This is a genomic window from Pectinatus haikarae, from assembly GCF_015732185.1.
Taxonomy (GTDB): Bacteria; Bacillota; Negativicutes; order Selenomonadales; family Selenomonadaceae; genus Pectinatus; species Pectinatus haikarae.
Genome location: NZ_WIQM01000016.1, coordinates 611,904 through 630,680, shown reverse-complemented (window position 1 = coordinate 630,680; position 18,777 = coordinate 611,904). Strand labels below are relative to the sequence as shown.

Here is an 18,777-nt window from a genome sequence, read left to right as displayed (position 1 = left end):
TATTGATCCGGGCGCTCAAACGTACATTATAATACGCGTTTCCTGTAACGTGGATCAGACGATGTGGCTTACAAAATTTGTTCAGCCACATTTCTCAGGGAGGATTTTTTTCTCTGATACGGTTATCGTCTTTCAGCCGGGTAACGACTCTCTGTGAACCTTATGCAAAAAATACTTTTTCCCATCACGGAATTTAAATTATTAAATTACAAAGTTACATAAACTTAATGTAAAATAATATACTCGTATATTTTGAATATGTCAAGCTGTTTTTACTTTTTCGTATAGGGGAAGTTAGAGAGATTGCTGCTGATAAGGACATAGGTTTTTCCTATTTGACAAACAATATGGGAGCAAAGTAAAATATAATTTAGTTTTAAAAGTATTTGACGTAGCGATTTGATGTGATCGGACTTATTTGTGTAATTGCTTTTAAGGAGAACAAAATGACGCTTCAGCAATTAAAATATATTGTGGAAATAGTTAACTCAGGATCCATAAACACAGCGGCACAAAGACTTTTTATATCGCAGCCCAGTCTGTCCAATGCCGTGAAAGCCTTGGAGCAGGAGCTGGGAATAGATATATTTATCCGTACTAACCGAGGAGTGTCTTTATCCTCAGACGGACAGGATTTTCTCAGCTATGCCCGGCAGATATTGGAGCAGACGGAGCTTCTCGAAAAACGCTATATGCATAAAAAACCGTCACGCCGGCTGTTTGCTATTTCCACACAGCATTACGCTTTTTCGGTAAATGCTTTTGTGAATCTTATTAGGGAATATGAGCATGATGAATACGAGTTTACCTTACGCGAAACTAAAACACATGACATAATAGATGATGTAAAGGATATGCGCAGTGAAATAGGTGTTATCTATCTGTGTGAATTCAATGAACAGGTAATAAGCAAAATACTTCATGAAAATGATTTGAAATTTGTCGAACTTTTTGCTACACGGCCTTATGTTTTTATGAGTTCCCGCCATCCGCTTGCTCATAAAAAAGTTGTGGCATTTACTGATCTGGATCCTTATCCGTGTCTGTCATTTGAGCAGGGAACCTATAATTCTTTTTATTTTTCTGAGGAAATACACAGCACCATATCTCATAAAAAAAGCATTCGTGTGAGTGACAGGGCAACTCTTTTTAATCTGGCAATAGGATTGAACGGGTATACCATTTCCAGCGGAGTACTCAGTGAAGATCTTAATGGCAGCAATATTATTTCCGTACCGCTTGTCAGTAAGGAAAAGATTCGTGTGGGCTATATTTATAATAAGCATGCTCATTTGAGTCCGCTGGCACAAAATTATATTGACAAATTGAAGCATTATATTTCTGCCAGTGTTATAGCTTGATACTATAACTGATTAAAAAAAATAAGCCTTACCATATATATTGGTACTGCGCTATAATATACGCATGATGTTGCTGCGCTGTTTATTCCATAAAAGCACCATAATAGAAAATCAAAAAAATTTCAGGAGGTATATTTATGGCACCTTTTCGCTATGATATAGTGGGCAGTTTTCTGCGCCCGCAAATTTTAAAAAAAGCACGGGAACAATTCAACGAGGAAAAAATCTCTCTTGCTCAGCTGCAGGAAGTTGAGGATGAATGTATAAAAGATCTGGTCGATAAAGAAAAAAGTATTGGTTTGAAGGCAATAACTGACGGTGAATTCCGCAGAGCATTCTGGCATCTTGATTTTCTTGCAGAGCTTGATGGCATAACAAAAGTAAAGGCTAAGGCATGGTCAGTGGCATTCAAGGATCATCAGCCAAAAGCCGAAACAATAAAAATTACCGGCAAAATCGATTTTCCGGAAAATCATCCTTTTGTCGAACATTTTAAATTTTTGCAGGCACAGGCGGATGATAAGCATATGGCAAAACTGACCATACCGTCACCATCTATGCTGCACCTTATTACCTGCGTGCGTGCGGAACAATATACACCTATTGATATCTATGAACAAGACAGCAGCTTGTACAGTGATATTGCTGCCGCTTACAAAAAAGCGGTTAAAATATTTTATGATTTGGGCTGCCGTTATCTTCAGCTTGACGATACCTCATGGGGAGAATTCTGTTCTGCGGAAAAGCGTGATGCTTATGCTGAACGCGGTTTTGATCTTGATGCCATAGCAGAGGCATATGTAAGTGTGATAAATGAAATTATAAATGATAAACCGGCAGATATGACGATAACGATGCATATTTGCCGCGGTAATTTTCAATCGACATGGTTTTCTTCCGGCGGCTATGAACCTGTCGCGGAGGTGCTGTTCGGCGGATGTCATGTGGACGGATTTTTTCTGGAATACGACAGTGAAAGAGCCGGAGATTTTAGTCCGCTGCGTTTTATCAGGGAACAGAAAGTAGTTTTGGGACTTATAACATCGAAAACACCTGAACTCGAAAGCGCAGATGCTGTAAAGGCAAGAATCGAAGAGGCACAGGCATTTGTTCCTTTGAAGCAATTGTGTCTCAGTCCGCAGTGCGGTTTTGCTTCCACAGAAGAGGGAAACCTGCTGACAGAAAAAGAGCAGTGGGCAAAAATAGCACTGATAAAGAGAATTGCTGAAGAAGTTTGGCGGGACGCGGAATAGAAAACGGCTCTGATCGCTTTTTATGTGATCAGAGCCGTTTTGCCTGATGGATTAAACATAAGGCAGATAATATATGATATAATTATACAATATATTATTTGCAGAGGATGAAATAAATGCTGACTTCCCGTTTGCTGACTGCGGCCGGTTTCGTGCCTGAAAATGTAGTCCTTGCCGATATCGGTACGGATCATGCCAATCTGCCAATCTATCTGTTGAAAACCGGCAGAATAAAAAATGCCATTGCTGTTGATGTGCATGAGGGACCGTATCAGACGGCAAAAAGGGCGGTTAGGGAGCAAGGCATGGAGACTTGGATCGATGTAAGGCTGGGCGATGGCTTGTCTGCGTTGCGTCCCGGAGAAGCCGATGTAGCCGTTTTTGCCGGAATGGGCGGCTTGCTTATAAATTCATTGCTGGAAAAATCACCGCAAGTGACAGCGGCTTTGCACGGTCTTGTTCTGCAGCCTCAGCTTGCCTGTGAAAAAGTCCGGCGTTATATTTATGATATTGGCTGGCATATAGAAGACGAAGCCCTGGCAAAAGAGCAGCACCATATATATCAGCTGATCTATGCCGTTCCGGGGCAGCGGGACATGCCCGATGAGCTGGTTCTCACGGTGGGACCGATATTGCTGGCAAAAAAGCAGGCTCTTTTTAAATACCATATTGCCGAACTTTTACGGCGCAGCAAAAAAATGCTCGCCGGCTATAATCTTGCACGCGTACAGAGAAATGATGAACAGCATCGGAAACTGTCTGCTCTTATTAAAAGCTTGGAGATGATGAGCGATGATAAAATGCCAGATGGCAATGGAGGCAATGGAACAGATCGCACCACGCGTTCTGGCGGAGGAATGGGATAATCCTGGGCTGCTTTTGGGAGATCCGGCTCAAAAAATAAACAAGATAATCACCTGCCTTGATGTCACAGAGGCATTGGTGCGGGAAGCCGTTGAAAAAGAATGTGATATGATAATCTCACATCATCCCTTCATATTTCATGCGTTGAAGAAAATACGTACTGATCTTCCGGCGGGAAGGCTGATACGGCAATTGATCAAAAGCAATATAGCTGTCTTTGCCGCGCACACTAACTTGGACAGTGCAAATGGCGGTGTAAATGATATGCTGTGCGAAATGTGGCATCTGCATAATATTCGGCCGCTGGATATTACTTTTGCAGAAGAATTAGTCAAGCTGGCCGTATTTGTGCCGCAAAGCCATGCCGAGGCGGTGCGTCTTGCCATTGGTAAAGCGGGAGCTGGTTTTATTGGCAATTATTCCCACTGTGCCTTTGAGGTCCGTGGAAAAGGGCATTTTCTGCCAAGAGAAGGAACAAGTCCCTACATCGGAGAAATTGGCAGGATAGCATCTGTCGATGAAGTACGGCTGGAAACAGTATTGCCGGAGCAAATAAAGGACAGAGTAGTCCGGGCGATGCTGAAAGTACATCCCTATGAGGAAGCTGCTTACGAAATATATCCTTTGAAAACGAAAGGGAAGGCAGCAGGGCTGGGACGGATTGGTGAAATCGAAGAAAAGCTTTCTTTGGAACAATTTGCAGCTATGATAAAAGAGATACTACCGGTGGATTATGTCCGCATTGTGAAAAGCAATGACAGAAAAATAAAAAGAGTAGCTTTATGCAGCGGTGCCGGTGCTGAATTTATCGGCAAGGCAAAAATGCAGGGAGCAGACTTGTATGTCACCGGTGACGTCAAATATCATGAGGCACAAAAAGCGCAGGAGCTTGACATGAATCTTATAGATGCCGGTCATTTTGGCACGGAAGCTCCTGTTGCGGAGGCGTTGGCCGATAAGCTGAATCTTTATGCGAGAAAAAATAAGTGGAATATAGAGATCATTTATGATACCACGGCAAAAGATCCTTTCAGTATAATATAGCATCCATGAAAACAGCAGATTTCTGTGAAGTCAGCATTAAGCCGGGCAGCATGGTAACTGCCCGGCTTAATGCTGTTCTATTTTTTCTTTTTTAATGCCGTGATGTCGTGACAGTGGACCATGCATACCTCTCGGTCTGCGGACCAATGGATTTTTGAGATAGCAGCACGCAGCCACAGATCACGTTTTTCCAGATAAATTACTTTTTGTGCCGAGTCGGTTGATTCATCAAGCAGCTTTATCGGACAAAAAGAGCAGGGAGCCTCTTCACCGGCAATAATGTTATAGCACTTTTTTCCCAATTGTTTTGTTCCGAAGAACTCAGCAGCACTCTTATTCAAAAAAAGAATTTCATAGTTTTTGGTATCAATTACATAGATGAAGGATTCTATATGGTCCAAAATCTCCAATGTCTGCATATGGGAATGTTTCATTTTATCAAGCGTACGTTTTTGAATAAGAAAAGTACCGAGTATTTCCGCAGTGAAAGATAAAGATTCTATCTCTTCACTCTTCCATTCACGCGGATGCGTGTGGTATTCAAAGCCGATCATAGCTCTGATATTTCCCTCGCTGAAAACAGCACATTCCAATATAGCGTGAATATCGCTGTCCTTAAAATGAATCTGCATCTCTGCAGGAAGCAGCTTTACATCGGCACAACCGAATATGCCGTCTTCGTTAAGACAGCTGAAAAATTTTTCTGCGGTTCCTTTGGGTATATCTTGATGTGAACTTTTTTTTGAGGCTGATTTGTCACTGCACCATTCAAAGGTATTAGAATAATTGCCGTCGCTGTTTTTTTCGATAATAAAAGCACGACTGATTTTATATCTATTGCTGATTATTTCTAAAATAAGATTAGTTGCCGCTGTTGCATCTGTACTGCGGTGCAGGATTTTGAAAATATATTCGACAACATTTTCATGAAAAAATTTTTTATTTTTTTCGCTGTTGCCCGTGAGTAAGAATTCTCTTTTATTGACATACTGAGGCACTGACAAGTCATTGTCATAGAGACAATAGTTGTTTTTACCGCTGGCTTTTATATAATATAATGCTTTGTCGGCTTTTCTGAAAAGGTCTTCAAAACGGGTGCCGTAATCAGGTGAAATAACGGCACCGATGCTGGCGGATATTTTTACAGAACGAGCCTGATGTGTATATGTTTTGGAAAGCGCAGCAAGTAATTCGTGGGATTTTCTGATGAACAGGTCTTCACTGCAGTTTTTGCACAAAGCCATGAATTCATCACCGCCAATACGGCCTACAATATCAGTTTTATTGAATACCAATTTAATGCTGTGGGCAATATCAACTATAACCGAATCACCGAATAAATGACCGAAAAGATCATTTATATCCTTGAAATTGTCAATATCAATGACAAAAAGAACCTGACGCTTATCTTTTAAACGGGAATGACGGAGATAATGAGCAATGAGACGCTGTGTGGTAGCCTTATTGTACAGATTTGTCAAAACATCATGACGGGCTTCGTGCAGCAGACTCTCATATTCCTTCTTCTGCATATTTATATCAGTCATCATGCCGAAAACACGTTCAGGGCTTTCGTTCTCATCACAGCGAAGGAGAAGTCTCACCTGAAACCATATATATTCATTATTTTTTGTCAGTAAATGAAGTTCAAATTTTTCATAATGCTGAGGACCGACTTTTTTAATTTTTTTTGTTCTATTTACGTATTCTGTAAAAACATTCTTTGTTTTTGGATCTATGGAAAAAATCCGGTCAATATTGCCGCTGAAATTTCCAATAGGAGGTTTATTGCCAAATACCAAGCTCCAATTATCGGATACTGATATATGGTCATTTACTATTTCCCATTCAAACATTATTGCCTGACTCAGCTCGGCTAAAATACGATAACTTTCTGTGTCAAAGGTTTTCGTTGCAGTGCACTCGCTTTCTTTTATAAATTGTTCAGATAATTTATCACTTGGGTATATAACCCGGCTTGTCGGCAGGCCATTTTTTTTCTGCATAGGCGTCCTCCATCCGGTAAAATTGTTCATCTATTCTTCACTTGTAGATGAATATCCAGATTTTTAGTGGGATCGATAGTATAATATGATATTGATGATTTTTGTAGAGCTCCTCAAAATAGGCAAAATTTCCCATAAAAGAGAATTTTCTATGGATACATATATAAATCCTTTATATTTATGCTATAGTTTTAATAAAGATAAGTTTGTTAAAAAAAATTTATTTTTTTATTAAATTTTTCATGCAGAATTTAGATTTTTATAGTATAGTATATTATTGGTGTTTTGTATAATTTATATTAAAGGATGAAGCAGTTTTATGCGTTTAATGACAAAAAATTATCGTGCAGGAAGTGTCGGCTTCCTTGTGGCATCTTTGGTTTTTTATATTTGTTTGGTTTTGTTTTATATAAATATCGGTCAGGATATGGGGCCTGTAAATTATTTTGCCTATTTGCTGCCGACAATAATTTCGTTGTGTCTGATCCAGTATCTGACTGGGAGCAGTTTGTTTTCAGCTGAATTATCAGCGCATATTCTGCCCGGGCTGGCATGGTGCATCACTTTTCCGCTGCTGTATTCATGGACTTATCACTCGGCGTGGTATATATCGCAGATACGGATAGACTTTCTTTTCGGGACAGGGCTTTTTATTATGCTTGCGTCCCTGCAGGCTGTGTTTTTACAGAGCAGAATGGGAAAAAGCAAGGCAGCTGTCCTGTTTGCAGTGCTTGATATATTATGCCTTTTGATTCCGGCACTGGAAATTGCGTATTATCTGATTTATCAGCATTGCCTGACGCCGGCCACTTTGATGGCATTGTATCTGACCAACCCAAAAGAAAGTGTAGATTTTGTCCAGTCTACTGTCGGTGTTTTTGGGATAGTGCTTGTTTTGATCAGCATCGGAATGATTTTTTATTTTATGTACAGAATGAATCGGCGCTTATCTTTGAAGCTGATAACTTCTGATCCTGACCGAAAGAAAAAAAGTGTCTTATATTTGTTGACATTGTTCACGGCAGTCTATTCCTTTTTTTTCCTCTTTCCGCAGACATCCATTATAAATAATTGGAAGGAGGTTTCGGATTATGTCCAGCAGACGCAAAAATACAGTATCAATTACACCGAGCGATATGAAGATATGCAGCTGTCAAGTGCGGCCACATTGGCACAGAAAGCGCCCGGAACGGTTATCATGGTCATAGGTGAATCGGCATCGCGTAACTATATGAAAACATATACGCCTTCTTTTGCTTATGATGATACCCCGTGGCTTGAACAGCGCAGGCAGGATCCGAATTTTGTCGTATTTGACAATGCTTATTCATCCTGGGTACAGACTGTCCCTGTCCTGCAGAGAGCTTTAACAGAGCAAAGTCAATATAATGATAAGCAGTTTTACAATTCGTTGTCTGTTATTGACGTAGCGAAAAAAGCGGGCTATGATACTTATTGGTTCAGCAATCAGGGACGCTATGGGCAATATGACAGTGCAATAACTTTGATAGCAAAGACAGCCGATCATGCAAAATGGACAGATGATTCTTATGTGTTCACTGATCAGGTTGACGGAACACTGTTGAATTTTCTGCCGGAAATAGATCCGTCAAAAAACAATTTCGTTGTTCTGCATCTTATGGGCAGCCATATTTATTACAATAACAGATACCCGGCTGATTTTGAGAAATGGAAGAATGAAGACAGCACTTCAACGGAATCATCATATGCCAATAGTATCCTTTATACGGATTATATTTTGTCTCAGATATACAATTATGCTAAAGAAAATCTCCATCTGCAGGCCATGGTATATTATTCTGATCATGGTGAGGATGTAAATATATCACATAATCCGGATGTGTTCAAATTTGACATGGTCCGTATACCGATGTTTGTTTATCTTTCAGGGGAATATCAGCGAACGTATCCTGTGCGAAGCAGTACACTGCAGCAGAATCAGGGACAATATTTTACTAACGATATGATATATGATACCGTATGCGGTATTTTGAATGCTCCATCGAATCATTATGATGAAGGGCAGGATTTTTCTTCACCGCAGTATAAATTCAATCTGCAGAATCTGACGACAATGCTGGGACAGAGAAAACTTACGGAAGATCCATATATCGGTAAACCGCAATAACTAATAAGCGCCGGAGAATTCCGGCGCTTATTAGTTTGCAAAATCCAAAATCCATGTCAGCGGTATATTCACTAATATTTTCAAAAAAAACAATATTGCTAATATTTATATATTGACAATAAATTCTGTTCATTATATTATAATATTAGTTATTATGTAATATTACGAATAAATGGGGGGACAGAAATGACGAAAAAAAAGCTAACGACTGCGGCCGGAGCACCGGTCAGCGATAATCAGAATTCTTTGACAGCAGGTGAACGAGGTCCGGTAACAATGCAGGATGTCTGGCTGATGGAAAAGCTTGGCCATTTTGACAGAGAAGTGATTCCGGAACGACGTATGCATGCAAAAGGTTCGGGTGCTTATGGACAATTTACTGTGACCCATGATGTGAGTAAGTATACAAAAGCTAAAATTTTTACATTGAATGAAGAAACACCTGTATTTACCAGATTCTCAACTGTCGCCGGAGAACGCGGTGCAGCTGATGCGGAACGTGATATACGTGGTTTTGCTGTTAAATTTTATACAAAAGAAGGCAATTGGGATCTTGTAGGCAACAATACCCCGGTATTTTTTATTCGTGATGCTCTTCATTTTTCAGATCTGAATCACGTCGTAAAACGTGATCCTAAGACTAATATGCATTCGCCGCAGAGCAACTGGGATTTTTGGACTATGCTGCCGGAGGCATTGCATCAGATCACTATTGTTATGTCAGACAGGGGAATTCCTGCATCATATCGTTATATGCATGGCTTTGGCAGTCATACATACAGTCTGATAAATGCTGATGGTGAACGCTTTTGGGTGAAATTTCATCTTGTTACACAGCAGGGCATTAAAAATTTGACCGATGAAGAGGCAGCTGCCATTATAGCCAAAGACAGGGAGAGTCATCAGCGGGATCTTTTTCAGGCTATAGAAAAGAAAGATTATCCGCGCTGGACTATGTATTTCCAGATTATGACGCAGGAACAGGCCGAAAATTATAAAGAAAATCCATTTGATATTACAAAAGTTTGGAGTCATAAAGATTTTCCCTTGATTGAAGTGGGCGTATTGGAACTTAACCGCAATCCGGAAAATTATTTTGCCGAAGTTGAACAGGCAGCTTTTAATCCGGCGAACATTGTACCGGGTATAGGATTTTCTCCTGACAAACTTTTACAGGGGCGGTTATTTTCCTATAGTGATGCCCAGCGTTATCGTCTGGGAGTAAACCATATGCAGATTCCTGTAAACAGAGCAAAATGCCCGGTGCACGCCTATCACCGTGATGGATTTATGCGGGTGGATGATAATTACGGGTCGACCATAGGCTATGAGCCTAACAGCTATGGTGAATGGGAAGAACAAAGTGCTTTTAAGGAAGAAGCACTGAGTTTGAGCGGCGCCATGGATCGTTATGAACCGAAGATTGAACAGAGCGATGATTGTTTTTATCAGCCGGGAAATCTTTATAGATTAATGAGCGACGAACAAAAAAAAGTTCTTATAGCAAATACCGCGGCGAATATAGCTCCCGTCACAGATAATATAAAATATCGTCATGCTGCGCATTGCTTTCTCGCGGATGAAGATTACGGCAAAAGGATTGCTGATGCCTTATCACTTGATTTTGCAAAGGTGAAAGAGCTGTCAAAATTATCACATGATGAGCTTGCCGAGGCAACTTCTCTAAAAAAATAGATATGAAAAGTCATTACAATAGATAATTTAGTATAAATAAAAGGCCTTCGCCCAATAGCTGCAAATGCTGTTGGGCGAAGGTTTTTTTATTGGTTGAAAATAGGACGGGAATATAAAATGTATGTATCTATTTGCTGATATATTCCAATTTTTTGTTGAGAATGGCAAATGTAAGCAAAAGGTCATTTACTATACGGGCGAAATAGGGAATGTCTTCTTCGGCTATGCTGTGCGCGGCATAATCTGGCATCTCTGCTGTGCTTTCTTTTGCGGATAAATCTATTTGATTAGCTATAATCTGTACTGAGGCGGTACGGATCATATTTATTGCGTTGTCTGTTTTAAAAGCAAGCTCTTTCATAGCAAGAGCAGAAGCTTCAGTCAGGCTGGCGGATTGCAGTAATTGATTATATTTATGTTCTGCCTGAGTATAGTAAAAAACGGCCAGTGCATGAAGAAATACACAGGAAGAACGCACAGAAGCAGTTCTTTTCGCTGCTATTATTCTGACATCATCTCGCAGATACTGTCTATAGTGAGGTGACAGAAGCGCTTCAGATCCAACAAAACGGTCCACGCCTATGATGTATTCTGCCTTCTTTAGGTGGAAGGATATTTCTGACTCTTCCATGCTTTCATAAGCAATAGCTTCAAAGTGTAAGCCGGTGATTCCCAGAGAATGACAGTATGCTATAAGTGTTTGTGTATACGGAAGCAGATTATTGAACACATATACAGTCGATTCTGCAGGAATACGCGCTATTTTTAAAAAGAAAGTACTGGTTGGAATCAATTCAAAAATAAATAAATTTTTTGGTGAAATTGTATGGCAGAGTTTTTCATATTGAGTAGGCGCGCAAATATAGAAATCGAGCAAAGGGGAGGTTTTTATTTCATCGGTACGGAAGCAGGAAACAGGTACTTTGCTGTTGAGCATATTTTCTGTTAAAAGACATATTTCATTTGCTATAAGCTGATTGCTGCCGACAGCTGCAATTGCTGGCATCATAAGAGATCAACTCCTTCGGCAACAAATTTTTTCACAAACATGATAAAGGCTTCTGCCGCATGTGATTTTGTTTTTACATTCTTATATGCCATGTAAGAAGGCATGTAAATTTGAGGAGAAAAAGAAATAGTCACTAATCTTGTATCTGTTTCACATAATTTTCTGGGAAGAACAGATATTCCTGCACCGCTTGCTACCAGACTTTTGATGGTTTGGACGTGTGTCGGTCCGAAAATAAATTCCGGCTGCGGATTTATTTTATCGATGGATTCTTTTATATATTGTCTGAAAAAATTGCTGTTTTTTGACATAATTATTTTTTCACCACCGAGAGACTGCCAGTCAATAGAATTTTTATGACGAAATTTATGATCACAGCAACAGCAAAGTGCCAGCTCGCTGCTGCCGAGCAATATATGTGTAAAAGCAGGATTTGCCGAATCAAAAAAAATTGCGGCATCGATTTTTTCTTCCAATAAATCCTGCTGTAGAGAAAAAAGATTTTTTTCTATAATTGTCACGGCAATGCTGGGATATATTTTGCTGAACTGGTGCAGTATATCAGTTCCCGCTTCAAGTCCGCCAAAATTGGTAAGCCCTATTGTCAGTGAGCCTCCATTCAAATTTTTCAGATTGTTTATTTCTAAAAGAGTCTTTGATACTCCTTTCATGACATTATCCACATGACGGTAAAAAACCTTACCCTCGGATGTCAGTACAATCTGTTTCTGGCTGCGGTCAAACAGCTGGATGCCCAGCTCCTCTTCCAAGCCATGAATGGCATTAGTTACTGCAGGCTGAGAAATGTACAGACGTTCAGCAGCTCGGGTAAAACTTTTTAGTTTACTGACCATGAGAAAATATTCCAACTGCCGCAGTTCCATAAATTTATGTCCTTTCAAGAGTATATTTATTTAATTTTAGCATATAAAAGGTGTATATGGAAAATATATGCGGGAAAAATCAATAATATAATTTAATAATTCAATAACGATAAGTTATAATTAATAAAATTTTTATAACAGAGAATAAAATCGATAGTTATAATTTATCAAAATATAGTATTATGACATATTTTTTTAGAAATCATTGAAATTTATAATATTATATTATATTTCTATAATAATGAGTAATTTTTCTTTGTATTTTTTCTTTGTTATGATTTATTTACAAAATAAATTAACCGCAATGAATTTCAGGTAAGGCGGAAAAGGAGAAAGATAATATGGCATCTACAACTATTGATAGTGAAGTCTTTGGCTGTTTGTTCAGCACCGATAAGATGAGAGAAATTTTCAGCGACAGAGCTTTGGTTCAAAAATGGCTGGATACGGAAGCTGCTCTTGCTAAAGCACAGGGAGAACTGGGTGTTATTCCCAAGGATAAAGCAGACAAGATAAATGCCAATGCTGATGCAAATTTGATTGACCTGTCCGCAGTGGGAGAAAATTATAAGTCATCCATAACTATTGTACCCTTATTAAAGGAATTTAAAAAAATTCTGCCGGGAAATGCCGGAGAATACGTTCACTGGGGTGCTACCAGTCAGGACATTGTTGATACAGGGTTGGTCCTGCAGATGAAGGATGCCTATAATGTCATTCTTGCGGATATGAAAGCCTGCCAGAAATACACATTGGATTTAGTGAAGAAATATCGCGATACAATCATGTGCGGACGCACGCATGTAATTCATGCTCTGCCTATAACGCTTGGCTACAAGGTGGCAGTGTGGGCTGATGAACTTGGAAGAGATATACAGCGATTGGAAGAAATAAAGAAACGTGTTTTTGTCGGTGAAATGGCAGGAGCTGTTGGAACCTTAGCATCACAGCCGGAAAAAGGATTGGAAACGCAGACTCGCATGATGGAGATACTGGGTCTGGAAGTACCGACTATTGCATGGCATGTAGCGCGCGACAGTCAGGCTGAATTTGTCAGCACTCTGGCTATATGCGCAGGGACATTAGGAAAAATTTCTCATGAAATATTGACATTGCAGCGTACCGAAATACTGGAACTTGAAGAACCTTTTTTCATGGGAAAAGTAGGATCATCCACCATGCCGCATAAACGCAATCCTCAGGTCGTAGAAGGCATTATTGCAGTATGCCGCAGTGTACGCAGTATTGCACCTGCTATAGTGGAATCGATGGTCAGTGAAAATGAACGTGACTGGGGATGTTTTCTGACAGAATGGGAAGCAATTCCCCGTGCATGCCATCTTATAGCGGCTGCCCTCGACAAATCAAAAGATGTGCTGCAGCATCTGATCGTTTATCCAAAACATATGGAAAATAATCTTTATAAACTGAGAGGTTTGATGATGAGCGAATGTATCATGATGCATTTGGCACCAAAACTTGGACGAATGACAGCTCATTCTATAGTATACCGCTGCTGTATGAAGGCTTATGAAGAAGAATCACAGATGAAAGATGCGCTTAAAAATGAACCGGAAGTGAGAAAAGCCTTCACTGATAAGGAATTGGATACAATGCTTGATCCGCATAACTATATTGGCTATGCACCGCAATTTGCAGATCGTGTATTGAAAAAATACGGTGCAAAATAATATCGGATAAAACTTTGCCGGAAATAGGAATTTTCTGATGGGGTACCGCGGATTTCTTTAAAGAAAAATTTTATAAAAGTCTACTTGAATAAGTCGATTAATAAAATTATTGCCTTATAGCAGATGATGACTATAAGGCAATTCTGCTTTTAATACAAAGGATGTGCGTAAAATTGATAAAAAGCAAAAAGAAGCTTTTTTATGTATTTCTTATAGGTGTACTTTTATGGTTCTGTCCTTCACCAAGTGGTCTTGATTTGTTCGCATGGCACCTTTTTGCCGTGTTTGCCGCAATCATTATAGGGTTTATATTGCAGCCGATGCCTATAGGAGCAGTGGCCTTTACAGGCGTTACGGCAGCGGTGCTGCTGGGTGTGATGACTGTGAAATCAGCCATTTCCGGTTATGGAAATAGTACAATATGGCTTATTATTTGTGCATTTTTACTGGCAAGAGCTTTTATTAAGAGCGGACTTGGCAAACGTATAGCATTTTTTATAATCAAGACGATAGGAAAATCATCGCTGACACTGGGGTATGCTATTACGTTCAGCGACTTTATAATTTCGCCTGCCACACCTTCAAGCACGGCACGGGCCGGTGGGATCATTTATCCAATTATTCAAAGCCTTTCAGCGGCACTTGGATCAGAACCAGGGGTAACTGCGAGAAAATTTGGTGCATATATAATGCAAATAGAATATCAGGCTAATGCTATTACGTGCGCGATGTTCATGACGGCTATGGCAGGGAATCCGCTTATAGTAGAATTAGCGGAAAAAACGGCAGATGTACATATAACTTGGGGAATATGGGCTGCCGCAGCAATTGTCCCAGGAATTATTTCTTTGATAGTGATGCCATATCTTCTTTATAAACTTTTTCCGCCTGAGATCGGCAAAATGCCTTTTGCAAGAAAAATGGCGGATGACGAACTGAGAAAGATGGGAAAGATATCTCTGAATGAAAAAATAGTAATAGCTGTTTTTGTGGGAGCTTTGGTGCTGTGGTCAACATCTGGTTTGACAGATATGGATGCAACAGCTGTGGGGATGCTCACTGTTGTTGTATTGCTTTTGACCGGAGTGTTGAACTGGCGGGATGTGCTTGATGAAAAAGGTGCATGGGATACTATGTTTTGGATGGGTTCATTGATAGCATTGGCAAATGCATTGGCAAAATCGGGTTTTATAAAATATTTGTCGACCAATGTTGGCAACACCATTTTACAGGCGGGTATTCCGTGGGTTCCCGCCTTTGGTATACTGATATTGGTTTATGTTTACTCGCATTACGGTTTTGCCAGTGTATCGGCCCATATTGGGGCCATGTATGCTGCTTTTCTGGGGGTAGCCGTTGCGGTTGGAGCGCCGCCGCTTCTTGCAGCGATTACTTTTGCTGTTTTGTCAAATCTGATGATTCCGCTGACACATTACGGCGGGGGGGCAGCACCTATCCTTTTTGGTGCAGGATATGTTTCTCAGGCAGAATGGTGGAAACTTGGTTTTATAATTACAGCAGTAAATATTCTTATCTGGCTGGGGATCGGTGGTTTTTGGTGGAAGCTATGCGGTTTGTGGTAAATGAAAAACTCTGGATATCGAGAGATATTCCAGAGTTTTTTTATTTAGGTATATACGGTTTTACCGAGGATTTTTATATACGGTTGTGTCATCAATGCCCAGGCCGACTTGATAACGCTCTAAACTGCCACTGAGGTATTTTCGAACCGAGGAAAGCAGGGCAGCATAAATGGGTGGCTATTATAATAAAAACTTTTCAAATACGGCATTACCAAGCTTCATGCCCAAAGGAGTCAAAAATAGGTGTGTAGTATTTTCCGCCAATAATTTTTGACTGAGAAGTTCAGTTATATTTTTACCATAAACAGTATGGATATCCCTATGAAAATTTTCTTGAAAGCTGTTTTTGTTAATTCCCTGTGCGGTGCGCAGAGCTAAAAAGCAGAATTCTTCCATCCAGGCTTTGCTGTCTATTATCTCTTCCGTGAAAACGGGTATAATACCATTATTACATGACCGGATGTACTCATAAAGATCATGTGTATTGTATGTACGTTTTGAATTATAGTAAGAGTGAGCCGCGCAGCCGAGACCGATATAAGGTTTGTCCTGCCAGTAGCCTGTATTGTGACGGCTTTCAAATCCTTTTTTTGCAAAATTGGCTATTTCATAGCGATGAAAACCATAATGAGGAAGGATATCTGTTACATAATCGTACATCGTTTCAACAGCATCTTCGTCGGGTAAATGCAGTGTCCCCGCTTTTTGCATTTCGGCAAAAGGCGTGCCATCTTCTACCTGAAGGCCATAAATGGAGACATGCTGTATATTTTGGTGCAGAATCCAATTTGTACTTTCCTGCAGCATAACAAGTGTCTGGTGGGGAAGGCCATACATAAGATCCAGGCTTATATTGGAAAAATCAGCTTTTTTTGCAGCATTGACAGCTTTTTTGGCATCCTCGAAAGTGTGTATGCGGCCGAGATTTTTGAGCAGAATGTTTTGTGTACTTTGAACGCCGAAACTGAGACGGTTAACACCCGATTGTTTCAGCGCTGCAAGCTTTGGTAGATTCACCGTACCGGGATTTGCTTCCAAAGTTATTTCCGCATCGGCGCAAATATAAAAAAGTGAGTTTAATGCGGTGAGGATTTCTGTAATATATTCGGCAGGCAGAAGAGAAGGCGTTCCGCCGCCAAAATAGACAGTATCAACAAATAAGGAGCCAAGCTGTTGATGCTTTAATTTTATTTCTTGCCGCAGCGCGGATATATATTTATGATAAATATTTTTTTCTGCTGCTGTTGACGGAAAATCGCAGTAAAGACATTTTGCAAGACAAAAAGGTATATGGATATATACGGAAATCATCAGTCTACTTTCAAGATAGCCATGAATGCTTCCTGTGGCACTTCTACGCTGCCAACAGATTTCATGCGTTTTTTCCCTTCTTTTTGTTTTTCCAAGAGTTTGCGCTTTCGTGTTATATCACCGCCATAACATTTTGAGAGCACATCTTTGCGCATAGCTCTGACTGTTTCCCGGGCAATGATTTTATTGCCTATGGCAGCCTGAATAGGTATTTCAAACATTTGCCGCGGAATGATTTCTTTGAGTTTTTCCGCTAACTGACGGCCCCGCGGCTGTGCCCTGTCTATATGCACAATAGTTGAAAGTGCATCGACCATATCACCGTTCAGCAAAATATCCAATTTTACAAGTTTTGACTGCTGGTAGCCGGCCAGTTCGTAATCAAGTGAAGCATATCCGCGCGTGGTAGATTTCAACTTATCGAAATAATCATAGATTATTTCATTTAGAGGAATGGTGTAAGTAAGCATGACCCGGTTGTCGATATAGTCCATACTGATAAATGTACCGCGCTTTTCCTGCGATATTTCCATCACAGCGCCTATATAATCATTTGGCACGATAACAGTGGCTTTTACAAACGGTTCTTCCATATGTTCTATTTCCGTGGTCGGCGGTAATCCGGAAGGATTGGCAACTTTAAGCATTTCCCCATTAGTTTTGTAGATGTGATATATAACACTCGGTGCAGTGGTTATAAGCTTTAGTTTATATTCCCGTTCCAGACGTTCCTGAACAACGTCCATGTGGAGAAGGCCAAGAAAACCGCATCTGAAACCGAATCCGAGTGCTATAGACGTTTCCGGTTCAAATACCAGTGCGGCATCATTCAGCTGGAGTTTCTCCAAAGAATCCTTTAAATTGTCATAATCGCTGCTGTCAACAGGGTAAAGTCCGCAATAAACCATAGGCGTGACTCCTCTGTAACCAGGTAGAGGTTCTTTGGTGGAATTCTGTACAGTCGTTATGGTGTCACCTACACGTATATCTTTCACATTTTTCAGACTGCCGGCAACAAAGCCAACCTGTCCTGCGCAGAGTTCGTCAACATTTACAGGGGATGGACGGAAACAACCTGTATCTGTTACTTCAAATGTTTTTCCCGTAGACATCATTTTTAGTTTCATTCCAGGTTTGATCATTCCTTCAAAGACACGCACATGAGCAATGGCCCCTTTGTAAGAATCAAAGTATGAATCAAAAATAAGGGCTTTGAGAGGTTCATCGTCCTTACCTGAAGGAGCAGGGATCTTGTCTACTATTTCATCAAATATCCTGTCGATTCCTATACCGGTTTTAGCACTGCATAGAACGGCTTCACTGGTATCAAGGCCGATCACATCTTCAATTTGGGCTTTTACTCGTTCGGGATCGGCGCTGGGCAGATCTATTTTATTGATAACCGGTATGATCTCAAGGTCATGCTCAAGCGCCAGATAAACGTTGGCAAGTGTCTGTGCTTCTACACCTTGGGCAGCATCGACTACAAGCAAAGCCCCCTCACAGGCTGCCAGACTGCGAGAAACTTCATAGTTGAAGTCGACATGGCCGGGAGTATCTATTAAATTGAGTTCGTAAATTTGTCCGTCTTTTCCCTTGTAATTCAATCTGACAGTCTGAGCCTTTATCGTTATGCCTCGTTCTTTTTCAAGTTCCATACTGTCCAGAATTTGATTTTCCATTTCTCTTTGTGTCAATGTTCCGGTCTGTTCTATTAGCCTGTCGGCTATTGTTGATTTTCCGTGATCAATATGGGCGATTATTGAAAAATTTCTGATGTTTTTTGCGTCCAATTATAAGTGACCCTCTCTTTTAATGAAATAATCTTATAGATATAATGATTATAACGAATTTATGTATTTTTGTGAAGAACGTTGTAGGTTTTTATTTTTTCTTAGATAAATTCTTGGAAAGAATGCATAAAAAA

13 protein-coding genes and 1 other annotated feature (1 of these 14 cut by a window edge) are annotated in these 18,777 nt (G+C 40.2%); of the genes, 8 read left to right on the top strand and 5 right to left on the bottom strand.

Features of this window, described 5'->3' with window-relative positions; translation table 11 throughout:
• Positions 1-197: a binding site (T-box leader), on the bottom strand (it extends 53 nt beyond the left edge of the window).
• A gap of 249 nt (positions 198-446) precedes the next feature.
• The 4 genes from I6758_RS13560 to I6758_RS13545 all read left to right on the top strand — a co-directional run bounded on the left by I6758_RS13560 (position 447) and on the right by I6758_RS13545 (position 4,522).
• Complete coding sequence (locus I6758_RS13560) at positions 447-1,361, top strand: LysR family transcriptional regulator (protein ID WP_196605766.1); 915 nt, start codon at positions 447-449, stop codon at positions 1,359-1,361.
• 137 nt (positions 1,362-1,498) lie between these two features.
• Positions 1,499-2,614 carry a 5-methyltetrahydropteroyltriglutamate--homocysteine S-methyltransferase gene (locus tag I6758_RS13555; protein ID WP_196605765.1) on the top strand — a complete coding sequence of 372 codons (1,116 nt, stop codon included), beginning with the start codon at positions 1,499-1,501 and terminating at the stop codon, positions 2,612-2,614.
• Positions 2,615-2,730: 116 nt separating this feature from the next.
• Entirely contained in the window at positions 2,731-3,480 is a 750-nt protein-coding gene (locus I6758_RS13550) for a tRNA (adenine(22)-N(1))-methyltransferase (protein ID WP_196605764.1), read from the top strand.
• Positions 3,407-4,522 carry a Nif3-like dinuclear metal center hexameric protein gene (locus I6758_RS13545; protein ID WP_196605763.1) on the top strand — a complete coding sequence of 372 codons (1,116 nt, stop codon included), beginning with the start codon at positions 3,407-3,409 and terminating at the stop codon, positions 4,520-4,522. The genes I6758_RS13550 and I6758_RS13545 overlap by 74 nt, the downstream gene beginning before the upstream one ends.
• Before the next feature lie 77 nt (positions 4,523-4,599).
• Here the strand turns inward: I6758_RS13545 and I6758_RS13540 are convergent, their stop codons facing one another.
• Entirely contained in the window at positions 4,600-6,528 is a 1,929-nt protein-coding gene (locus I6758_RS13540; protein ID WP_196605762.1) for a diguanylate cyclase domain-containing protein, read from the bottom strand.
• Between the two features lie 319 nt (positions 6,529-6,847).
• On the opposite strand from I6758_RS13540, the gene I6758_RS13535 reads away from it, so the two are divergent.
• Together I6758_RS13535 and I6758_RS13530 are read left to right on the top strand one after the other, a co-directional pair.
• Positions 6,848-8,677 (top strand): phosphoethanolamine transferase, encoded by a 1,830-nt coding sequence (locus tag I6758_RS13535; RefSeq protein ID WP_196605761.1) that lies wholly within the window; start codon positions 6,848-6,850, stop codon positions 8,675-8,677.
• Between the two features lie 186 nt (positions 8,678-8,863).
• The gene (locus I6758_RS13530; RefSeq protein ID WP_196605760.1) at positions 8,864-10,372 is read left to right on the top strand and encodes a catalase; all 1,509 of its coding nucleotides are present in this window, start codon (positions 8,864-8,866) and stop codon (positions 10,370-10,372) included.
• Positions 10,373-10,499: 127 nt separating this feature from the next.
• Here I6758_RS13530 and I6758_RS13525 read toward each other — a convergent pair whose 3' ends face one another.
• Both I6758_RS13525 and I6758_RS13520 read right to left on the bottom strand, forming a co-directional pair.
• Positions 10,500-11,381 (bottom strand): hypothetical protein, encoded by an 882-nt coding sequence (locus I6758_RS13525; RefSeq protein ID WP_196605759.1) that lies wholly within the window; start codon positions 11,379-11,381, stop codon positions 10,500-10,502.
• Positions 11,378-12,265 (bottom strand): LysR family transcriptional regulator, encoded by an 888-nt coding sequence (locus tag I6758_RS13520; RefSeq protein ID WP_196605758.1) that lies wholly within the window; start codon positions 12,263-12,265, stop codon positions 11,378-11,380. The genes I6758_RS13525 and I6758_RS13520 overlap by 4 nt, the downstream gene beginning before the upstream one ends.
• 341 nt (positions 12,266-12,606) lie before the next feature.
• Here I6758_RS13520 and purB point away from each other — a divergent pair, with 341 nt between their 5' ends.
• Positions 12,607-13,956, top strand: coding sequence for an adenylosuccinate lyase (purB, locus tag I6758_RS13515; protein WP_196605757.1), 1,350 nt, complete (start codon positions 12,607-12,609; stop codon positions 13,954-13,956).
• A 173-nt stretch (positions 13,957-14,129) separates the two neighbouring features.
• Complete coding sequence (locus I6758_RS13510) at positions 14,130-15,539, top strand: anion permease (protein ID WP_407947361.1); 1,410 nt, start codon at positions 14,130-14,132, stop codon at positions 15,537-15,539.
• Positions 15,540-15,719: 180 nt separating this feature from the next.
• Here I6758_RS13510 and hemW read toward each other — a convergent pair whose 3' ends face one another.
• Both hemW and lepA read right to left on the bottom strand, forming a co-directional pair.
• A complete protein-coding gene (hemW, locus tag I6758_RS13505) occupies positions 15,720-16,850 on the bottom strand; it encodes a radical SAM family heme chaperone HemW (protein ID WP_231038681.1) in 1,131 nt (376 codons plus the stop codon).
• Positions 16,850-18,643, bottom strand: a complete 1,794-nt coding sequence (lepA, locus tag I6758_RS13500; RefSeq protein WP_196605755.1) for a translation elongation factor 4 — start codon at positions 18,641-18,643, stop codon at positions 16,850-16,852. The genes hemW and lepA overlap by 1 nt, the downstream gene beginning before the upstream one ends.
• Positions 18,644-18,777: the final 134 nt, after the last annotated feature.

Coding starts and splice junctions, on each gene's coding strand:
- I6758_RS13560 (WP_196605766.1), top strand. CDS start 447: ATGACGCTTCAGCAATTAAAATATATTGTGGAAATAGTTAACTCAGGA.
- I6758_RS13555 (WP_196605765.1), top strand. CDS start 1,499: ATGGCACCTTTTCGCTATGATATAGTGGGCAGTTTTCTGCGCCCGCAA.
- I6758_RS13550 (WP_196605764.1), top strand. CDS start 2,731: ATGCTGACTTCCCGTTTGCTGACTGCGGCCGGTTTCGTGCCTGAAAAT.
- I6758_RS13545 (WP_196605763.1), top strand. CDS start 3,407: ATGATAAAATGCCAGATGGCAATGGAGGCAATGGAACAGATCGCACCA.
- I6758_RS13540 (WP_196605762.1), bottom strand. CDS start 6,528: ATGCAGAAAAAAAATGGCCTGCCGACAAGCCGGGTTATATACCCAAGT.
- I6758_RS13535 (WP_196605761.1), top strand. CDS start 6,848: ATGCGTTTAATGACAAAAAATTATCGTGCAGGAAGTGTCGGCTTCCTT.
- I6758_RS13530 (WP_196605760.1), top strand. CDS start 8,864: ATGACGAAAAAAAAGCTAACGACTGCGGCCGGAGCACCGGTCAGCGAT.
- I6758_RS13525 (WP_196605759.1), bottom strand. CDS start 11,381: ATGATGCCAGCAATTGCAGCTGTCGGCAGCAATCAGCTTATAGCAAAT.
- I6758_RS13520 (WP_196605758.1), bottom strand. CDS start 12,265: ATGGAACTGCGGCAGTTGGAATATTTTCTCATGGTCAGTAAACTAAAA.
- purB (WP_196605757.1), top strand. CDS start 12,607: ATGGCATCTACAACTATTGATAGTGAAGTCTTTGGCTGTTTGTTCAGC.
- hemW (WP_231038681.1), bottom strand. CDS start 16,850: ATGATTTCCGTATATATCCATATACCTTTTTGTCTTGCAAAATGTCTT.